15 protein-coding genes and 1 pseudogene are annotated in these 19,888 nt (G+C 62.5%); 12 read left to right on the forward strand and 4 right to left on the reverse strand.

Translation table 11 applies throughout. The features are described 5' to 3' along the window. The 6 genes and pseudogenes from EN955_RS22080 to EN955_RS22105 form a co-directional block, all read left to right on the forward strand. Nucleotides 1-295, forward strand: a pseudogene (locus EN955_RS22080) (ABC transporter permease); the annotation flags it as partial. Between the two features lie 3 nt (nucleotides 296-298). Further along, complete coding sequence (locus EN955_RS22085) at nucleotides 299-1,234, forward strand: ABC transporter permease (RefSeq protein WP_024505120.1); 936 nt, start codon at nucleotides 299-301, stop codon at nucleotides 1,232-1,234. A 47-nt stretch (nucleotides 1,235-1,281) separates the two neighbouring features. Continuing rightward, complete coding sequence (locus tag EN955_RS22090; RefSeq protein WP_024505119.1) at nucleotides 1,282-2,088, forward strand: 4-pyridoxolactonase; 807 nt, start codon at nucleotides 1,282-1,284, stop codon at nucleotides 2,086-2,088. Nucleotides 2,089-2,113: 25 nt separating this feature from the next. Then, complete coding sequence (locus EN955_RS22095) at nucleotides 2,114-3,292, forward strand: alanine--glyoxylate aminotransferase family protein (RefSeq protein WP_024505118.1); 1,179 nt, start codon at nucleotides 2,114-2,116, stop codon at nucleotides 3,290-3,292. Nucleotides 3,293-3,325: 33 nt separating this feature from the next. Further along, nucleotides 3,326-4,072 carry an SDR family NAD(P)-dependent oxidoreductase gene (locus tag EN955_RS22100; RefSeq protein ID WP_013529873.1) on the forward strand — a complete coding sequence of 249 codons (747 nt, stop codon included), beginning with the start codon at nucleotides 3,326-3,328 and terminating at the stop codon, nucleotides 4,070-4,072. After that, entirely contained in the window at nucleotides 4,044-5,033 is a 990-nt protein-coding gene (locus EN955_RS22105; RefSeq protein WP_338101335.1) for a sulfite exporter TauE/SafE family protein, read from the forward strand. The genes EN955_RS22100 and EN955_RS22105 overlap by 29 nt, the downstream gene beginning before the upstream one ends. A gap of 21 nt (nucleotides 5,034-5,054) precedes the next feature. On the opposite strand, the gene EN955_RS22110 is transcribed toward EN955_RS22105, so the two are convergent. The 4 genes from EN955_RS22110 to EN955_RS22125 all read right to left on the reverse strand — a co-directional run bounded on the left by EN955_RS22110 (nucleotide 5,055) and on the right by EN955_RS22125 (nucleotide 12,316). Further along, nucleotides 5,055-6,404 carry an HlyD family type I secretion periplasmic adaptor subunit gene (locus EN955_RS22110; protein ID WP_024505116.1) on the reverse strand — a complete coding sequence of 450 codons (1,350 nt, stop codon included), beginning with the start codon at nucleotides 6,402-6,404 and terminating at the stop codon, nucleotides 5,055-5,057. Beyond that, complete coding sequence (locus tag EN955_RS22115) at nucleotides 6,401-8,191, reverse strand: type I secretion system permease/ATPase (protein WP_024505115.1); 1,791 nt, start codon at nucleotides 8,189-8,191, stop codon at nucleotides 6,401-6,403. Before EN955_RS22115 ends, EN955_RS22110 begins: the two co-directional genes overlap by 4 nt. A 121-nt stretch (nucleotides 8,192-8,312) precedes the next feature. Continuing rightward, complete coding sequence (locus tag EN955_RS22120) at nucleotides 8,313-11,303, reverse strand: DUF5801 repeats-in-toxin domain-containing protein (RefSeq protein WP_127218844.1); 2,991 nt, start codon at nucleotides 11,301-11,303, stop codon at nucleotides 8,313-8,315. Between the two features lie 365 nt (nucleotides 11,304-11,668). Next, nucleotides 11,669-12,316: a response regulator transcription factor gene (locus tag EN955_RS22125; RefSeq protein ID WP_032899615.1), complete on the reverse strand. Its 648-nt coding sequence runs from the start codon at nucleotides 12,314-12,316 to the stop codon at nucleotides 11,669-11,671. Between the two features lie 698 nt (nucleotides 12,317-13,014). Here EN955_RS22125 and EN955_RS22130 point away from each other — a divergent pair. The 6 genes from EN955_RS22130 to glyA all read left to right on the forward strand — a co-directional run bounded on the left by EN955_RS22130 (nucleotide 13,015) and on the right by glyA (nucleotide 19,756). Further along, nucleotides 13,015-14,268, forward strand: a complete 1,254-nt coding sequence (locus EN955_RS22130; RefSeq protein WP_024505112.1) for an aminomethyltransferase family protein — start codon at nucleotides 13,015-13,017, stop codon at nucleotides 14,266-14,268. A 143-nt stretch (nucleotides 14,269-14,411) separates the two neighbouring features. Next, a complete protein-coding gene (locus EN955_RS22135) occupies nucleotides 14,412-15,305 on the forward strand; it encodes a methylenetetrahydrofolate reductase (protein ID WP_024505111.1) in 894 nt (297 codons plus the stop codon). Beyond that, a complete protein-coding gene (purU, locus tag EN955_RS22140) occupies nucleotides 15,302-16,168 on the forward strand; it encodes a formyltetrahydrofolate deformylase (RefSeq protein ID WP_024505110.1) in 867 nt (288 codons plus the stop codon). Before EN955_RS22135 ends, purU begins: the two co-directional genes overlap by 4 nt. 55 nt (nucleotides 16,169-16,223) lie before the next feature. Next, a complete protein-coding gene (locus EN955_RS22145; RefSeq protein ID WP_024505109.1) occupies nucleotides 16,224-17,429 on the forward strand; it encodes an aminotransferase class V-fold PLP-dependent enzyme in 1,206 nt (401 codons plus the stop codon). 13 nt (nucleotides 17,430-17,442) lie between these two features. Next, complete coding sequence (locus EN955_RS22150; RefSeq protein ID WP_024505108.1) at nucleotides 17,443-18,402, forward strand: D-glycerate dehydrogenase; 960 nt, start codon at nucleotides 17,443-17,445, stop codon at nucleotides 18,400-18,402. 79 nt (nucleotides 18,403-18,481) lie between these two features. Further along, nucleotides 18,482-19,756: a serine hydroxymethyltransferase gene (gene glyA, locus EN955_RS22155; protein ID WP_024505107.1), complete on the forward strand. Its 1,275-nt coding sequence runs from the start codon at nucleotides 18,482-18,484 to the stop codon at nucleotides 19,754-19,756. The last annotated feature ends 132 nt before the right edge of the window (nucleotides 19,757-19,888 follow it).

The raw sequence follows: 19,888 nt of genomic DNA on the forward strand, positions 1-19,888 counted from the left end.
GGCCGGGCTTGCCGGCGCCGTCGACATCATCGGCGTCCAGGGCAATGTCCGCGCCGACTGGAATCCCGCCTACGGGCTTGCCGTGATACCCGCCGTGTTTCTCGCCCGTATGAACGGCTTTGCGGCCATCGGCTTCGTGTTCCTGCTTTCGGTGCTTTCGATCGGCGGCGAGAGCGCGGCGCGCCGGCTCGGGGTGCCCAATCATTTCACGCTGGTGCTGGTTTCCATCGTGCTGATCGTGCTCGCGCTCGCCGAATATTTCGATCACCGATACAACCAGTCGCGGAGGGCCTAGGGCATGACCGGGCTCTTCAGCGAGGTCTTTCTCAGCGCGCTGCTGTTCGGCGCCGTCACCGCAGCGATCCCGCTGCTGCTTGCCGGGCTCGGCGAGCAGATCTCCGAGAAGGCTGGCGTGCTCAATATCGGCATCGAAGGCATGATGCTGGCCGGCGCCTATCTCGGCTTTGTCGGCGCTTTCTATTCCGGGTCGCTGTGGCTGGGCTTTCTCACCGGCGCCGCCGGGGGTGCTGCGGTGGCGCTTGTCATGGCGCTGCTTTGCGTGCGCATCGGGCTCAACCAGATCGTCATCGGCATCGCGCTGACCTTGGGGCTGGAAGGCCTGACGGCGCTGCTCCACCATTTCCAGTTCTCGCGCAGCTATCCGCGCCTGCCGGCGGCGGATGCGACTGTCATTCCGCTGCTTTCGGACCTTCCGGTCATCGGGCCTGCATTCTTCAAGCATCATCTGATCGTCTATCTGGCGGTCGCGCTGGTTTTCGGCATGGGCTACATCTACCGGCGCACGCAGCTGGGCCTCAATTTGCAGGCGGCAGGCGACAAGCCGGCCGCGCTCGATGTCGCCGGCATCGATGTCGTGCGGACCCGCACCATCGCCGTGCTGACGACCGGAGCGCTGGCCGGGCTCGGCGGCGCGTATCTCGCCAATGTCGGGGCCGGGCTGTTCATTCCGTTCATCACCAATGGCGCGGGCTTTCTCGGCATCGTGCTGGCCATGCTGGCGCGCGGTCGCCCGATCTGGGTGCTGTTCGGCGCGTTGCTGTTCGGTGTCTGCCTTTCGCTGACGACGGCCATGCAAGTGGCCGGCATCAACATACCGACCGACATCATCCAGATGCTGCCGTTCCTGGCGGTGATGATCATGCTGGTGCTGTTCGGCCGGCGCGCCAGCCTGCCGGCGGCGCTCGGCATTCCATATGAGCGCGGCGCGCGCTGAGGACAATTCATGCGCGGACGGGACCCGCGCCAATAAAGGAGGCAAGAATGTCGGATACCAAGGTCTACCTGCTCGACGGCGGCTCGCTCGTTCTCGACGGCTATCATGTGTTCTGGAACCGCGGCCCTGGCGGCGAAGTGCGCTTCCCGGTCTATTCGATCCTGATCGAACATGCCGAGGGCCGGTTCCTCATCGACACCGGCTATGACTATGATCACGTGATGAAGGTGCTGCCGTTCGAAAAGCCGATCCAGGAAAAGCACCAGACCATCCCAGGCGCCCTGGCGCTGCTCGGCCTCGAACCGAAGGACATCGACGTCGTCGTCAATTCGCATTTCCACTTCGATCATTGCGGCGGCAACAAGTATTTTCCGCACGCCAAGAAGATCTGCCACCGGACCGAGATGCCGCAGGCCTGCAATCCCGAACCTTTCGAGCATCTCGGCTATTCCGATCTGAGTTTTTCGGCGGAGGCTGCCGAAGCGCGTGGCGCGACCGGGCAATTGCTTGCGGGAACGACACGGGCGAATTCGACCTTTGAAGGCATCGATGGCGACGTCGAGCTTGCCAGGGGCGTCCGGCTGATCTCGACGCCCGGCCATTCGATCGGCCATTACAGCCTGCTGGTCGAGTTCCCCAAGCGCAAGCCGATCATGTTCACGATCGATGCGGCCTATACGCAGAAGAGCCTCGAGACGCTGTGCCAGGCGGCCTTCCACATCGATCCGGTGGCGGGCGTCAATTCGATGCGCAAGGTGAAGAAACTCGCCGAAGACCATGGCGCCGAGCTGATGTACTCGCACGACATGGACAACTTCAAGACCTACAAGACCGGCACGCAATTCTACGGCTGACCGCCGCCAATCCGGAGACAAGACGATGCGCTATCTCGAACACGCCGATCCGGTCATCACCCTGACCGCGGGACCGGTGAACGCCTATGCCGAAGTGCTGCGCGGTCTCGGCCGCACGGTGCTCTACGACTACGACCCGGCGTTCCAGCTTTTCTATGAGGGTGTGGTCGACAAGGCGCAAAAGGCGATGCGGCTGTCGAACAAGCCGGTCATCCTGCATGGCGAGCCGGTGCTTGGCCTGGAGGCCGCCGCGGCCTCGCTGATCACGCCGGACGATGTCGTGCTCAACCTTGCCTCCGGCGTTTACGGCAAGGGGTTCGGCTATTGGGCGAAGCGCTATTCGCCACATCTGCTCGAGATCGAGGTGCCCTACAACGAGGCGATCGATCCGCAGGCGGTCGAGGCAATGCTGAAGAAGCATCCGGAAATCACCATCGTGTCGGTCTGCCACCATGACACGCCGTCCGGCACCATCAATCCGATCGACGCCATCGGTGCGCTGGTTTCAGCGCATGGCGGCTATCTCATCGTCGATGCCGTCTCGTCCTTTGGCGGCATGAAGACGCATCCGCAGGATTGCAAGGCCGATATCTATGTCACCGGCCCGAACAAATGCCTGGGCGCGCCTCCCGGATTGACGATGATGGGCGTCAGCGAGCGGGCCTGGGCCAAGATGAAGGGCAACGAGGCAGCCCCCCGCGCGTCGATGCTGAGCATCGTCGACTGGGAGCATGCGTGGTCGCCGGATAAGCCGTTTCCGTTCACGCCGTCGGTCTCGGAAATCAACGGGCTCGATGTCGCGCTCGACCTCTACCTCGATGAGGGACCGGAGGCGGTGTGGGCGCGCCACGCGCTCACCGCCAAGGCCATGCGCGCCGGCGTCACCGCGATGGGCCTGTCGATCTGGGCCGCCAGCGACAGCATCGCGTCGCCGACCACGACCGCTGTCCGCACCCCCGAAGGCGTCGACGAGAAGGCGCTTCGCCAGGCTGCCCGTGCCCGTTACGGGGTGGTGTTTTCGTCTGGCCGCGGCGAGACCTTGGGCAAGCTGACGCGCATCGGCCATATGGGTCCGACCGCCCAGCCGATCTATGCGATCGCGGCGCTGACGGCACTTGGCGGCGCCATGAACGCGGCCGGCCAGAAACTGGCGATCGGCAGGGGTATCGACGCGGCGCTGGCCGTGATCGACGCCGACGCCTGAACAGACATCACCACGGATTGAGGGAGCATTTTCATGACTGAACGGCTTGCGGGGAAGACGGCCCTGGTTACGGGCGCTGCGCAGGGTATCGGCAAGGCGATCGCCGCGCGGCTCGCCGCCGACGGGGCAACCGTCATCGTCAGCGACATCAATGCCGAAGGCGCCAAGGCGGCGGCCGCGGCAATAGGCGGAAGGGCGAGGGCGATTGCCGCCGACATTTCCGATCCGGCCTCCGTCAAGGCACTCTTCGCCGAAATCCAGACCCTGACCGGGGGCATCGACATCCTGGTCAACAATGCCAGCATCGTGCCGTTCGTCGCCTGGGACGATGTCGACCTCGACCATTGGCGCAAGATCATCGACGTCAATTTGACAGGCACCTTCATCGTCAGCCGCGCCGGCACGGACCAGATGCGTGCGGCAGGCAAAGCTGGGCGGGTGATCAGCATCGCATCCAACACCTTCTTTGCCGGCACGCCGAACATGGCGGCCTATGTCGCGGCCAAGGGTGGCGTCATCGGCTTCACCAGGGCGCTCGCCACCGAACTCGGCAAATACAACATCACCGCCAATGCGGTGACGCCCGGCCTGATCGAGAGCGACGGCGTCAAGGCGAGCCCGCACAATGAGGCGTTCGGCTTCGTCGAGATGCTTCAGGCGATGAAAGGCAAGGGGCAGCCGGAACATATCGCCGATGTGGTCTCGTTCCTGGCCTCCGACGATGCGCGCTGGATCACCGGCCAGACGCTCAATGTCGACGCCGGGATGGTGCGCCACTAAAGCATTCCGCACCCCAAACCCCTATACGCTTTCGGGCGATCTGCACCCAGGTCGCGACGGGCGGACAGGCGCGGCCAAAAATGTATCCGCAAGGCCGCAGTGGGCCAATCAAGGAAAAATCACAGTGGACTTCGGATTCGACACGTCGGTTTTCGACGGGCTGACGATTGCAATGCTGGTCGCCGGTCTGGCCATGACCGGAATGGCCTCCGGCGTGCTCGCCGGTCTGCTGGGGGTCGGCGGCGGCATCGTCATCGTCCCGGTGCTGTTCTGGGTGCTTAGCCTGTTCCACTTTTCGCCTGCTGTGATCAGCCATCTGGCTGTCGCGACGTCGCTTGCGGTCATCATCCCCACCTCGATCTCGTCAATGCGGTCGCACAACAAGCGCGGCAATGTCGATCGGCCTCTGCTCACTCTGTGGGGACCGGCCGTTTTCGTGAGTGCCCTGATCGGTGGCATCACGTCGAAGTTCATCCCGGGCGCCGGCTTGCAGCTGGTTTTCGGCGTCGTCGGCCTGCTGGTGGCCCTCAACATGGCGTTGCCGAAGCACCTCGTGATCTCCGATCACCTGCCGCAAAGCGGCTGGATCAACCGCGCGATCGCCTCTGTCATCGGCTTTGTCTCTTCGCTCATGGGAATCGGTGGCGGGACGCTCTCGGTGCCGACGCTTTCCAGTTTTTCCTTTCCTGTGCACCGGGCCGTCGGCACATCGTCGGCGCTTGGCCTGCTTATTGCGCTTCCGGCAGTGGCTGGCTTCATCTGGTCGGGTCTCGCAATCGCAGGCAGGCCTCCGCTCAGCCTGGGTTACGTCAGCCTGCCGGCGGTTGCCATCATAGCGCCCGTGAGCTTCCTCTTCGCACCCTTGGGCGCAAGGCTCGCCCACGCGCTCAACCCGCGCTACCTGAAACTTGCCTTTGCATTCTTCCTGGCGATCACGGCCGGGCGAATGCTGCTGTCTTGAATTTCGCTGGGCGGCGTACGGCTATTTTTCCCGCATGGCCCGGCGGAAGTTCTGCGTGATCGGCTCGGCGAGATAAGAGAGAACGGTGCGAGCCCCCGTCCGGATCATCGTCTCGCTCGACATGCCGGGCAGCAGCTTGCGGCCCTCCAGCTTGCCGAGTTCGCTTTTGTCGATCACAACCGTCGCGGCGAAATACGGTGCGCCGCTGCGCTCCTCAACCATGCGGTCAGCCGACACGATCTCCACGACACCCTCGAGCGGCGGCAGGTTGTAGCGGGCGAAGGCCGGGAAGCTGACGCGCGCGGGCTGTCCGGGTGCGATCGTCTCGACATCCTCCGGTTTGACCATGGCTTCGACCACGAGTTGTTGTCCGAGCGGTACGATCGTCATCAATGTATCGCCGGGTTTCACGACACCGCCCGCGGTGTGGACCTTCAGATCCATGACGATGCCGTCAACCGGTGCGACGACATCGGTACGGGTAAGCACGTCCCTGGCGGCACGCTCCTCCTGTCTCAGGTCGAACAGTTCCGCCTCGACCTTGCTCAACTCATCGACGGACTCGTTGAGCCGCACCGTATCGAGGTTCAGGATCTGCATGTCGATCTCGGCCATGGCGCTTCTGGCGCGGGCGATTGCGGCGATATTGGTAGCGCGCTCGCCCTCGATCTCCTGCTGCTGGCGTCTGAGCAACAGGTTCCGCTCGCGGGTGGTCAACCCCTTCTTGAGGAGACTCTCGAGGTCTTTGGTCTCACCCTCGATTGCCTCGATCTGTTTGTCCTTGGTGACGATAAGCTCTTCCAGTCCCTTTATCTCCTCCTCGGTCTGGTGGCGGCGCTGGCTGAGGATTTCCCGCTCGTCCGCCAGATTGTGGTGCTTCGCAGCGAATACGTCACGTTGTGCGGCCACCGCGTCCCTTGCGGCGGTGGCGGGGTTGGCGAGCAACGCCGGATCGAACTCGATCTCGGCCCTGCCGTCACGCTCGGCCCTGAGACGCGCTGCCAGCGCCTCGCGCGTTGCTATCCGGTTCTGAATCAGGTCGAGCTGCGCCTTTGCCTGCGTGTCGTCGAGCCGGACGAGGATCTTGCCGGCCTTGACGACATCCCCGTTGGCGGCGTTCAACTCCGCGATGATGCCGCCCTCGAGGTGCTGGATCAGCTTGCGGTCGCCGGCGACCTTGATAACGCCCGGCGCCACAGCGGCGCTGTCCAACGGTGCCAGGGCCGCCCAACCTCCCGCGACGCCGAAGAACAGGAACATGATCGCGAACCCGGTGCAGGTCACGCCTGTCAGGCGCAGGGGCACCGGTTCCAGCAGGGAGGGTGGCTGGACGGGGAACGGCACGACGTTCAATTCCCGGGAATGGGTCATGCTTCTTTGACTTCTTTGATTTCTTCGATTTCTTTGACTTCCTTGACCACTTCGAGGGTTGGCAGCTGGGCTACCTTCGGCATCTGGGTCACCTTGCGGGCCCGGTTGGCGAGTTCGTTGAACACGGCATCGCGCGGTCCGAATAGGTCTTGTGCGCCGTGATTAAGCACCAACACCTTGTCGACCTTGTCCATGATGTTTGCGCGGTGTGCGATCAAGATGATGGTCGTTTTCGCCGCCTTGGCGATACCGATGGCGGCGGCCAGTGCGTCGTCGCCCTCTTTGTCGAGGTTGGAGTTGGGTTCGTCGAGGATAAGGAGCGCCGGGTCGCCGTAGAGTGCCCGCGCCAGCCCGATGCGCTGGCGTTGTCCGCCCGACAGCACCGCGCCGGATTCGCCAATCTCGGTGGCGTAACCCTTCGGCAGTCCTTTGATCAGTTCGTGAACTCCCGCCAACTGCGCGGCCCTGACCACATTGTTGAAGACCGCTGGGTTAAGTGGCGTGAAGCGGGCGATGTTCTCGGAGATGGTGCCGGCAAAGAGTTCGATGTCCTGCGGCAGGTAGCCGACGTATTTTCCGCGATCCTCCGATGCCCACTCGGCGACGCTCATGCCGTCTAGCAACGCGCGACCGCCTGATGGGCGCCAAGTGCCCGCCAGTATTCGCGCCAAGCTCGTCTTACCGGCTGCGCTCGGGCCGATCAGCGCCATCACTTCGCCCGGGTTGAGTTGGAAGCTGACTCCCTTCAAGATGTGCTCACCGCCCTGGCGGGCAAGGACGATGTTCTCGGCCTCAAACTTACCTTTTGGGCGCGGCAACGGCAGGGCCGTTGTGATCTCGGGGTGCTGACCGGCGACATTGACAAGTCGCTTGTAAGCGGCGCGGGCCCCCACCGTCGCCTTCCACGTGGCGATCGCCTGTTCGACCGGGGCCAACGCGCGGCCCATCAGAATTGAGGCGGCGATCATGATACCGCCCGAAGCCTGATTCTTCACGACTAAATAAGCGCCGAGTCCGAGGATCGCCATCTGGAGGCCCTGTCGGAAACTCTTCGCGATGGCCGAAATTGTGCCGCCGCGGTGAGCGACGAGAACTTGCCTGACGTTGACCTCGTCCTGTTGAGCTTTCCAACTCTCGAGTAGGGGCTTCAACATACCCATGGCCTGGACGACCTCGGCGTTACGGATTGCCGCCTCGGCCTGCGTGTAGGCCCGCGCCTGGGCACCCGCGGCCTCCGCTGTCGGCTTCCGTGTGATATACTCGTTCAACAGGGCTAGAGCGAACAACACGATACCGCCGCAGAGTGCCAACCAGCCGAGCCACGGGTGCATGAGGAAGATGGCGGCGAAGAAGATTGGTGCCCACGGTGCGTCGATAATCGGGAAGATGCTCGGGCTTGTGAAGAAGTTCCTGACTTGGTCGAGGTCGCGCAGCGGGCGGGAGGTGGCCTGGCCTGGTGTGGCGGCGGCGTATTCCACTGTCGCGGTCAGGAGAACCGGTGCCAGTCGCACGTTCATCCATGCGCCGACCTTGGCCAGCAAGCGACCACGCACGATGTCCAAGGCTGACATTGTCGCGAGAGCTGCCGCCGCCATCAGCGAAAGCGCTACTAGCGTCTCCAAGCTGTGGCTGCCCAATACGCGGTGGTAGACCTGCAGCATGTAGAGTGCCCCTGTCAGCATCAGTATGTTGATACCGGCGCTGAACCAAACCAGCGGCTTGATGGCCCGCTTAGCTTCTCTCATCACCACCTGCAGGGCTGGTGGCTGTTGATTGGTAGATTTCATCGTCTATTCCAGTGCGCTGGTGTCCGGTTCTGTCGTTAGATACAAAAAGACCGGGCCCACGCGGGTTAAGCAATGGGACCGGCCAAGCAAGTGGGGGCGGCGTGAGCCGCCCTGTCAGTTGTTAGACGACATCCACCAGAATGCTGTTGTGGCCGGTCACGTCACCGTCGGCATCGTGAATAACCACGTCGAACGCAAGGTGCGCGTCTGGCGTCACGGTCTGGGTCGCCGTGAAAGCGATGTCCGTGATCTTGAGGACATCGTTGTCCGTCGGATCCCAGTTCTGCAGTGCGAAGGTTGTGCTGCCCCCGTTTGTACCGACTCCCTTTTGCAGGTTGATCGCCGTCGGTGTCTCTACGAACACACCACCCGGTACAGTGTCGGGGCCCGTCAGACCGTTACCGGACTGCATGATCTGGGCACCCTGGAGCACCCAGTTCTCGCCGGCCGCGTTATAGTCGTTCCGCTCGACGACCACGAGACCGTCGTTGTTGTCGAGCGAGAACTCGTTGGTGTACGGAGAGGGCACACCACCCGGAGTGCTGGCCTTGTAGATGTCCTGGTTCTCCACGTACATCGCCTTCGTGGTGAAGGTGTCTGTCGCAGTGCCGGAACCCCCAAAGGCTCCGTCTGAACCGAGGTTGACGAGGTTAAGGAGCAGCATCAGGTCCTCGGAGTTGCCGATACCGTCGAACTCGATGGCCATATCGTTGGCCGTCTGGGTCGGGGCGATGTGGCCGTCGTCGGTCAAGATGCCCGGCGAGGTTTCGAAGAATCGGAGGGTAAGCGCTTCGCCCTTCTGGATCGTGTCGCCGGCAACACCGTTCGTGGTCTGGGTTGCGGAAACCCAATCCTCGAAGTTGCTGGTGATTTGGTCATGGGGATTGAAGAAAGTGTCGCCGGGGGTCGGGCTACCGTCACCCGTCAAGTTGAACCCAAAGGGGCTCCCGTTGGGGTTTGAGTTGCCGGTGAACTGCACGAAGAAATCCTTGTCGGTCTGTTCGGGGGTCGTCGACGCATCGAAAAGTTTCTCGACCACGACGTTCGGGTGACCCGTGTTGCCTACGGGCTGCTTGGAAAGCAACTCCGAGGTGTGGAGTAGGTCCTTCGTGAAGCCATCCGCCGTATCGCTCAACGTGATGGTGTAGGTGCCGTCCGTCTTGTTGAAGGACAAAGTGCCGGCGATCGTCCCCGGCTGTACGTTCGCCACATCCGGGTTGGCGTCGTAGACGGCGCTCCAGTTGAACAACGCCCCGGTGGCGCTTTCACTGACGAGTGTCACAACCGGCGGACCCCCGTTTGCTGGGAGTGTCTCGAACGGAGTAGAGGTAGCCGGCACCAGGCCGGTAACGTAGCCGGACAGCGCGATGCTCGCGAAGTCCGAGTGCGTAGCGTTGTAGGTCGCGAACTTGTCGTTCCCGATGTTGAAACCGAAGTCGCCGGATGCCGACTGGTTCGGGTTCGTCAGCACGTTGCTCAGGGTCTCGTGGTCGCCAACGGCCCCGCCGGGAACACCGTCGAACGCCTTCGTGATCGTCGGGCCGTCGTCGGTGAAGACGAAGCTCGTGCCGATATTGGCGGTGGCCTGAGCCGTGTCGCCGTCGCCGTCGGTGATGGTCGCCGTCAGTTGGATAAGGCTGGCGCTGGTCAACGTCCTGGTGTCGTTCGGATCGGCAGCGTTCGCGTGAAGCACCGCACGGGACTGGTCTAATGTCACATCGCCGTTGGCGGCGATACTGATTCGGAACACTTCGATTCCGCCGGTGATTGTGCCGAGGACGGCGCCGTTAGCATCGACCGACAGGCCGACTGACAGACCGGTGAGCGTGTCAGTCAAACCGGATGCGCCGGACGCGGCCAGTGCGTATGTGATCTCGACAGGGCTTGCCGCACCGTCAGCACCACCACTTTGCGGCATGAAGATGCCGGCAAAGCTCGTCGGACCAGCGTTGTTAGCGAAGTTAGTTTCGTCCACCGTGACTGTCGGCACTGTGCCGTTTGCCGAGATGCTCGGGCCGTCGTCCTTGAAGAAGAGATTGTCGCCGATGTTCAGGGTGGCGAAATCATCATCCCCGTCAGCGTCCTCGCTGTGCGCGGTGAGCGTGATGAGGGTCGCCGCCAGCGAGATAGCTTCGTCGTAGCTGCCGGGCGGGACGGTTCCGTTACCCGGAACGTTGTGAACCATCGCCAAGCTCTGGGTGAGCGTCACGACAGCAGTCGTGGTGTTGACGCTGACCGTGAACGCGATAGCACCGTTCGCGTCAGCAGCACCACCGTCTCCGACGCGACCGGTAATACTACCGTTAAGCTCTTGGTACAGGAAAATGTGTTCCTGCGATGCCGTGTCGGTAAACCCGCTGTCTGTGGCATCCGCGGGGATGCCGAGCGCGAAGGTGAGCGTGCCCGGGCCGTCAGTCCCGAAGCTGTTCGGGAAGTTGGCGAGGAAGTTGCCGGTTGTGGTAGCACCGGCGCCGCCAAGGAACGACTCGTCCACGGTGAGGTCCGGGCCGGCCCCGTTGGTGTTGACGTCCGGGCCGTCGTCGTCCACGTTGATGTGGTCACCAATGGGCGTCGACGTCTCGACCAACGCGCGGACTTTCAGGATATCGCTGAAGTCCACTTGGTCGTCAGGGTTAAGGGGGTCGGGGTGAGCGATCCCCTCGAAAGTGATCATCTGAACCGTGGCCGAGGTGTGTTCGGTGTTGGGGATGATGTAGAAAGCCGCGACGAGATCGCCGTTGAAGTCCCTTGCTTCCACCGCGCTGCCGTCCTGCACCGTGGTGAGGAAGATTTCCTCATTGTCGAGGGTGAATAGACCCGATGATGCGTGGTTCAGGGGCGCGAACTCCAGCTCGACGACGTTTTCGCCGGCTGCCGGCGACACGGTGACGAGACCGATCTGACTCGCCGCCTCCGCGGTGTCGGCAAAAGCCAACTGCGCGGCGGATAGTGTGAGACCGTTGAGATATGCGAGAAAAGCGGTGTCAAGACCACCGGAGATGTCGCCGGTGATAGCGTCGACGGAAATTGCGACGTCGTCGCCGTCTGCGCCGGTCTGTACACCGGCCGACTGGTCAAGCACCAGATCGCCTATGATATTAATGGTAGCCATAATGTTCATCCTTTCCGGGATGGTTGACTAAATATGCACACGGTTCGGACTCACGCTCACGCGGAGTCTACTGTTTGCTTTTGGAAAGCCCCACTCCCCCTTGGTTCCGCCCGGATCCTGGTCCGTGGGCGCCATCGCGTACTGACTTCGGTCCCCCAAACCTCAATTTGCCGCCAATGAAGAGGACGCGTCCATTCCCGCTTCGATAGTATTGTGGCCAATGTCCGCACCTGATCGAACGATATATATCTTTGGATAGATTGGCTGGAGGGCGCGCCGAGAGGTCGCGCAGGCACGCGCCAGATGCCGTCAGACGGCTCTGCGGCCGTTGCCGTGCGTACAATGTCGGTGCGAGTGGAGAGTGTTCAGAGCAGGCCGGTTCGGCCCATTCCAGGACGCTCGGCGGCTTTGCCGTGCGTCATCCAGGCCAGTTCCGCCCGGCCGCCTAGGTGCAACTTCTCGTAGACGTGATGCAGGTGCATCTTCACCGTGCCTTCGGATAAATGCAGCCGCTGCGCGATGGTCTTGTTGCGCAGCCCGCGCGAGACGAGATCGGCGATTTCGGTCTCCCGCCCGGTCAGCCGGGACATTGGCTGCGGCTGCGAGCCGGGCATCAGCAGCTGCTGGACGATCTTGTTGTCGATCCACTTCTTGCCCGCCGCCACCGCATTCACGCATTCGATGAGAAAGCGGTGGCTGATGCCGTCCAGAAACAGGCCATCGACGTCGAGCGTCTGTATTTCCCTGACATCGAGCCTGCCGGTTGGCTGCACGATGAAGATGATGCCGAGAGTGCTGTTGCCGGCCTTCAGCCGTGAGGAAAGACCTGATGTCTGCTGATCCGCGAGATCCACGCCTACGATGACCATATCAGGCTGATGGCGCTCCACATGAGCGAGAACGTCCACAGGGCGGCGACACTGGGCGACAACATCGTGTCCAGCCTTCAGCAACACCCATTCCAGACCGGCGAGATATACCCCCCGCGGGTCCGCGACAACCACTGTTGACATGCGAACACCGTCCGTAAAAAACGCAACGAACTTGGTTAAATACCCGTAAAATCAGGAAACCAGAGCCCACATCGATTGTCAAGTAATAGCTAATATACATATTGCTATAATCTACGACGGACCGGCGGGCTCCCTCGCAGCGTAGCAGGCCGGCTGACGATTCTGCGGAGGCGATGCTGGACCTGGTTGAAATGCCAGCATTCGATCGCACGATGATCCGCGGAATCGAAGTCGAAATCGCCGGACGTCTCACCGCACTCCTGGGTGAGAAATTTGGTAGCGCCAGCGCGCTACCGCCTTTCCCCCACGCGTCGAGCTGCCAATTCAGGCTTCGATGCTACGGCTGAACGGGCCGAGCTTGTGCGGTGCGACGGCGTTACCTGGTCGACCGCAAGCGAGCATTTGCCGGTGAAGGCTGACAGCGAAAGCAATCCGACGGCGGCTTCAAATATTCAGGTTGAACTGCGGGTATGCCGTCGGCAACCGGGGGCATTCCGAAAAACGCTGCGAAGTGAAAGTCTCACCCAAGATACGGATGAGGCAAGAGACATCTGACTGAGCGGGTTGCTGCTCGCAGGAAGCCGTCCCTGCGGTCTGCGCTTGGATGGTTTCGTTTCCATGGCGCGAGGTGCGCTGTTCCTCACCCGTTGTCGTCGAATGTCGCAGCAAAGTGCCTTGCGACTGGGAGGAGACCTGGAATGAACGACATCAAATTCACGTCCGGCCTGAGCGTGGTGGCAGATGCCCATGTCGCCTTTCGCGGCACGCCCTTCGTCGAACGGACGGCGCCACTGAACCAGAACGCACTCTGGATGCGCTGGGACAGGAACATGGTCGTCGATTGCTACTCCGATATGGTCGAGGAACTGGCGGCTATCCGCAACAGGGTGGCCATGGGCGACATGTCACCACTGTCGAAATATGTCATTGCCGGTCCGGATGCCGAGAGGATGATGGATGCGCTCATCCCGCGCGACATCAAGAAGCTGCAGGTCGGCCAGATCTACTATGCACCGTGGTGCGACGAGAACGGCCATGTCGTCGGCGACGGTCTGGTTTTCCGCATGGATGAAACCACCTTCCGCGTTTCCGCCGATCCCGGCCTTTCCTGGTGGAAGCAGCATGCCGAAGGCCTCGACGTCCGTGTCACCGACATATCCGATAGCTACGGCATCCTCACCTTGCAGGGACCGCGTTCCCGCGAAGTGCTGGAGGCTGTCACCAAGTCCGTGCAGGAATTGCCGTTCTCTCGCTTGGCCATCGTCACAATTGCCGGCAGACGGGTCGAGATCCTGCGCCAGGGTTTTACCGGCGAGCATGGCTATGAATTGTGGGTCAAGGCGGATGACGGCGCCGCCGTGTGGGACGCGGTCGAGGCGGCAGGCAAGCCTTTTGGCATCCTTCCTGCCGGCGCCTGGGCGCTCGACATAGCACGTCTCGAAGCCGGGCTGCTGATCGTTGGCTACGACTATACAAGTGCCGGCCCAGACCATGGCGGCGCCGGCATTCAGGCAGCTGGAAAGTATCGTGCGTCGCCCTTCGACCTCGGCCTGGGCCGGCTGGTCGACTTTCGCAAGGCCGATTTCATCGGCAAGGCCGCGCTGCAGCGCATGTCGAACACGGGTGACCATCGCCAGCTCGTCGGGCTCGACATCGACTGGTCGCAAGCCCTCGACGGCAAGGGGCTTGAGAGCAATGCGCCCGGAAATCTGCGGCGCGTGCAGTGGTATCCGCTGAAAGCCTTTCGCGGCGGGAAGGAAGTTGGGCACGCCAGCAGCGTCGCCTGGTCACCTTCGACCGGCAGGATGATCGGCTTCGGCCATCTGCGGCGTGAGGCCGCCGAGACCGGCACCGAGCTCACGCTGAAGTGGAACAAGGACGGCGTGGCGGCCGATGTCAGGGCGCATGTCGTGGGGCTGCCGTTCCTGTCGCTCAAACGCGCCGCCAACTAGCGAAACGCTGTTTCAGAACTGAGAGTCCTGTCGTTGCATCCTCCCGTGACGACAAGCCGGGCAGCTGGTCTGCCCGGCTCCCATTGCCGCGGCCTACGGTGCCGCGAAATCGTGAAGCTGGTCGGGAGAGACCTGGAAAGATCATGAACGACATGCGCCAAGAGCTTATCCAGACGCGAGGTTCGGCTACATTTGCGTTCGACGCGGAGGTGTCGATCGAACTGGCACCGGCGCAGGCACGCACCTTTGCGCCACCAGCCGACTGCTTCCCGCTTGGCTCGCGCGTCTTTCTTACTCACCTTCCCGGCAAGCCCGAGGCTTTGCAAATCGAAGCAGCGCGCCGGATCAAGGAGTTGGGTTTTGTGCCGGTGCCACATCTGGGCGCGCGGAACTTCAATTCGGAGCAGGACTATGTCGATCTTGCCACCGCCCACAGTCGAAACGGGATAAGCGAAGCGCTCTTTCTTGGCGGCAATCCGGCTCTCTTTCCGGGGCCGTTGGGAGAGGCAACCCAGTTGCTCGCCCATCCCGTGGTCAAAGACAGTGCGATACGAACCGCCTTCGTCGCCGGCTATCCGGAAGGGCATCCAAGCATCGTCGAAGCCGTGCTGACGGACGCATTGCGGCGCAAGCTCGAGATCTGTGCCGAGCGGTCGCTGGAAGCCAGGGTCGTATCGCAATTCGCCTTCGATGGCGACATGATCGCCGCCTGGGCGAGCAGTCTGCATACGGCGCATCCCGGGCTGCCGGTTCATGTTGGTCTGGCCGGTGTGACCAGCCTTACCAAACTCATCCGGTTCGCCATGATGTGCGGTGTCGGCCCTTCGATCGCGGCGCTGCGGCGTTCCGCCAGCGGCCTCTTCAACATCGTGGCCGACCGGAACCCAGCCGAGATCTTACAAACCATGGCGGCAAGCTACCCGGCGCCGACCGCGCCACTACACCTCCATTTCTTCCCATTCGGCGGATGGGAAAAGACGCTTGCCTGGTTCGCCGATTATCGCGAGGCGTGCTGGCTGCGGGTCAACGAACGATGAATTGTGCAGCGCTTCGACTGTCTTTCATTCTGACGCTGTCCTGCGAAGACCAGGCCGGGATCGTGGCGGCAGTGACGACCGAACTCGCCAACCTTGGCACGAACATTGCTGAAAGCAGCCAGCATTGGGACAGGGCCTCGAACCGTTTCTTCATGCGCATTGCCTTTTCGGCGCCCGCCTGGGTGTCTGCCGATGCCATCACCAAGGGACTTGCGCCTGTGGTGAATCGCTTCGGCCTGAGCAGCCGCCTGCTTGAGCGGAGCCGTCGGCCGAAAATCGTCATCATGGTCTCGAAGTTTGACCATGCATTGCTTCACCTCATCTACCAGATCCGTGTTGGCTGGCTCGAAGCCGAGGTTGCAGCGATCATCTCCAACCACGAAGACAGCCGCGAAACTGCGGCATGGGCTGGCATTCCCTACCACGTCTTGCCCATCTCGAAGGAGAACAAGCAGGAACAGGAAGGCCGGATACTGGCGGTGATCGAGGACGTCGGCGCCGACCTCGTCGTCCTGGCTCGCTACATGCAAGTGTATTCCGACGACCTCGCGGGGCGCCTGTTCGGCAAGGTCATCAACATCCACCATTCGTTCCTGCCAAGCTTCAAGGGCGCGCGGCCGTATCACCAGGCTTTCGAGCACGGAGTGAAGCTGATCGGCGCCACGGCTCACTATGTGACCGCCCAACTCGACGAGGGGCCGATCATCGAGCAGGAAACCGAGCGGGTAACGCATTCCATGAGCGTCGAGGATTTTATCGCGACCGGCCGTGACATCGAAAGCCGCGTTCTGGCGCGTGCCATCAAACGGCACCTCGAAGCCCGCGTCATGATCAACGGACGAAAAACGGTTGTGTTCGCGTAAGGCGGCAACACCGACCCGTGTGTGGCGATGCTCATATCAACAGGAGAACCAGATCATGAAAAATGGAACGGCGCATCTCTTTATCCCGGGTCCGACCAACATTCCCGACGCTGTGCGGCGGGCCATGAACGTGCCGATGCAGGATATGCGCGCACCGGATTTTCCGGAACTGGTGCTGCCCTTGTTTCGCGACCTGAAGCGGATATTCAAGACCGAGACCGGCAGCGTCTTCATCTTTCCGGGCTCAGGCACCGGTGCCTGGGAAGCGGCGATCTCCAACACGCTCAATCGTGGCGACCGGGTGCTGATGTCGCGTTTCGGCCAGTTCTCGCACCTGTGGGTCGATATGGCCGAGCGCCTTGGACTTGAGGTCGATTGCATCGATGTCGAATGGGGTGAGGGGGTTCCGCTCGACGCCTATCGGCAACGGCTGGGCGACGACAAGGGCAGCAAGATCAAGGCGGTATTCGCCACCCACAACGAGACCGCGACCGGCGTGACGTCCGACGTCGCCGGCGTGCGTGCCGCGCTCGACGAAACGGCTCACGATGCGCTGCTGTTCGTCGACGGCGTCAGCTCGATCGGCTCGATCGATTTCCGGATGGACGAATGGGGCGTCGACCTCGCCATCACCGGTTCGCAGAAAGGGCTGATGCTGCCTGCCGGTCTCGGCATCCTGGCGGTGAGCGCCAAGGGTCTGGAAGCGCACAAGCAGTCGCGCATGGAGCGTTGCTATTTCAGCTTCGAGGATATGCAGGCTTCGTCCAAGACCGGCTTCTTCCCCTATACGCCGCCAACGCAGTTGCTGCTTGGCCTGAGAGCCAGCCTCGACCTTATCTTTGCCGAGGGACTGGAGCAGATTTTTGCCCGGCACCACCGGCTCGCCGAAGGTGTGCGCCGCGGCGTGCATGCGTGGGGACTAAAGCTCTGCGCCAACGAGGAAAAATGGTGGTCGGATACGGTTTCGGCGATCGTCGTCTCCGAGGACGTCGATGCCAGACAGGTCATCGCCAACGGATATTCCAGATATCGCACATCCTTCGGCGCGGGCCTCAGCAAGGTGGCTGGCCGCGTGTTCCGCATCGGCCATCTCGGCGACCTCAACGAGGTCATGTGCCTCGCCGCCCTGGCCTCGGCGGAAATGTCGTTACGCGACGCCGGAGCCCGAATCGAGGCCGGCTCCGGTGTTGCCGCTGCGCAGGAATGGTACCGCGCCGAGATCGGCCGGACCCTGCAGCCGCGGCACGAACGCGCGGCTTGAGAGGATCGTAGCCATGAGCAAACCGAAGGTAATCGTTACCCGGCGCTGGCCGCATGAGGTCGAACAGCGCCTTGGCGACCATTTCGATGTCACGCTGAATGAAGCCGATCGGCCCTATGAGCAACAAGAGCTTCGCCAGGCCCTGCTGCTTGCCGATGCCGTGCTGCCGACCGTAACCGACCGGCTTGGCGCGGATCTCTTTGCAGGCGGGGTCAGGGCAAGAATACTTGGCAATTTCGGTGTCGGCTTCAACCACATCGACATTGCCGCTGCCAGCGCAGCAGGGCTGATCGTCACCAACACGCCCGCCGTGTTGACCGATGCCACCGCCGATCTCGCCATGACGCTGCTTTTGATGTGCGCGCGCCGTGCCGGAGAGGGCGAGCGCGAGCTGCGCTCCGGCAAATGGACCGGCTGGCGGCCGACGCATCTCTGCGGCACCCAGGTCAGCGGCAAGACCGTCGGCATCATCGGCATGGGAAGGATCGGCCAGGCCATGGCCAGGCGCTGTCACTTCGGCTTCGGCATGGAGGTCGTCTTCTTCGACAGCCAGCCGGTTCCCCACCCCGGCATGCCGGCGCGGCAGCTGGCGACTGTGGACGAGGTGCTAGCGGCCTCGGATTTCGTGTCGCTGCATTGTCCGGGCGGTGGCGAAAACACCCGCCTCATCAACGAACGTCGTCTTGCCCGGATGAAGAAATCAGCCTTCCTGATCAACACCGCGCGCGGCGATGTGGTGGATGAGGACGCACTGGTCCAGGCGCTGCGTGAGCGTCGGATTACTGGTGCCGGGCTCGACGTGTTCGAGACGGAGCCGTCTGTGCCGCGCGCCTTGACGGAGCGTGAAGATGTCGTGCTGCTGCCCCATCTGGGTAGCGCCACCAGCGAAACGCGCATCGCAATGGGCATGCGGGTGATCGACAATCTGTCGGCCTTCTTCGAAGGCCGCACCCCGCCTGACGCGGTGAACTAGCTCCCCGTTTCAATTCCAACACCAGGCAATGGCGACGCCGAAAACCGTGTCCGCCTTTTGCCGCCAGGAGACGAGCAGAATGACCGGTTTTTTCCAGAGGAACCTCAAGCTCCAGGATGCGGTGGTCGCCGATGCGATTGCACGCGAGATGGGCCGGCAGCGGTCCGAAATCGAGCTGATCGCATCCGAAAATATCGTTTCGCCGGCTGTGCTGGAGGCACAAGGCTCGGTGATGACCAACAAATATGCCGAGGGCTATCCGGGGCACCGCTACTACGGCGGCTGCCAATATGTCGATCTGGCCGAAGCGGCTGCCATCGACAGGGCCTGCCGGCTGTTTGGCGCGGCGCACGCCAATGTGCAGCCGCATTCCGGCGCCCAGGCCAATGGCGCGGTGATGCTCGCCATGCTGAAGCCGAGCGACACCTTCATGGGTCTGTCGCTCGCCGCCGGCGGGCATCTGACGCACGGTGCCCGGCCGACACTGTCGGGAAAATGGTTCAACGCCGTGCAATACGGCGTGCGCCAGAGCGACTGCCTTATCGACTATGAGGAGCTGGAGGCCAAGGCGCGGGAAACACGGCCAAAGCTGATTATCGCGGGTGGATCGGCCTATCCGCGCATCATCGACTTCAAGCGCATCCGGGCGATCGCCGATGCCGTCGGCGCGCTGATGATGGTCGACATGGCGCATTTCGCCGGCCTGGTCGCCGGCGGCGTGCATCCCAACCCGGTGGAGGTCGCCGATATCGTCACCACCACGACGCACAAGACGCTGCGCGGCCCGCGCGGCGGCATGATCCTGACCAACAACCAGGACATCGCCAAGAAGCTGAATTCGGCGGTGTTCCCTGGCCTGCAGGGAGGCCCGCTGATGCATGTCATTGCTGCCAAGGCCGTTGCCCTGGGTGAAGCCTTGGAGGACGGGTTCAAGACCTATGCCCGGCAGATGGTGGCGAATGCCAGAAAGCTGGCCGCGACGCTTGGCGAGCGCGGATTCGACATTGTCTCCGGCGGAACCGATACGCATCTGCTGCTGGTCGACCTGCGCGGCAAGGGCCTGTCCGGCAAGGACGCGGAGGAGGCGTTGGGCAGGGCAGGGCTGACCTGCAACAAGAACGGCATTCCTTTCGATCCGGCGCCGCCTGCCGTCACCTCCGGTATACGGCTGGGCACACCGGCCGCCACCACGCGCGGTTTCGGCGAGGGCGAGTTTGCCCGTGTCGGCAATCTCATAGCCGACGTGCTGGATGCGGTCGGAACGCAATGGGGCGCCGAACAGGAGAAGGCGGCTCGGCGGTCGGTCGAGGAGCTTTGCGAGGCATTCCCGATCTACGAGCCCAGACCCGGTTGACCGTCCGGGGAGCGCGCCACAGGCAGATACATGGCTGCCGCGGACAGGGCATTAGCCACAGATATGGTTTTGCGTAGCAGCGCCATTCGTGACGAGTTGCGCCTGTCCTAACGTCATCGCGAAATCACCGCA

This window comes from Mesorhizobium sp. M7A.F.Ca.CA.001.04.2.1 (assembly GCF_003998485.1).
Lineage (GTDB): Bacteria > Pseudomonadota > Alphaproteobacteria > Rhizobiales > Rhizobiaceae > Mesorhizobium > Mesorhizobium ciceri.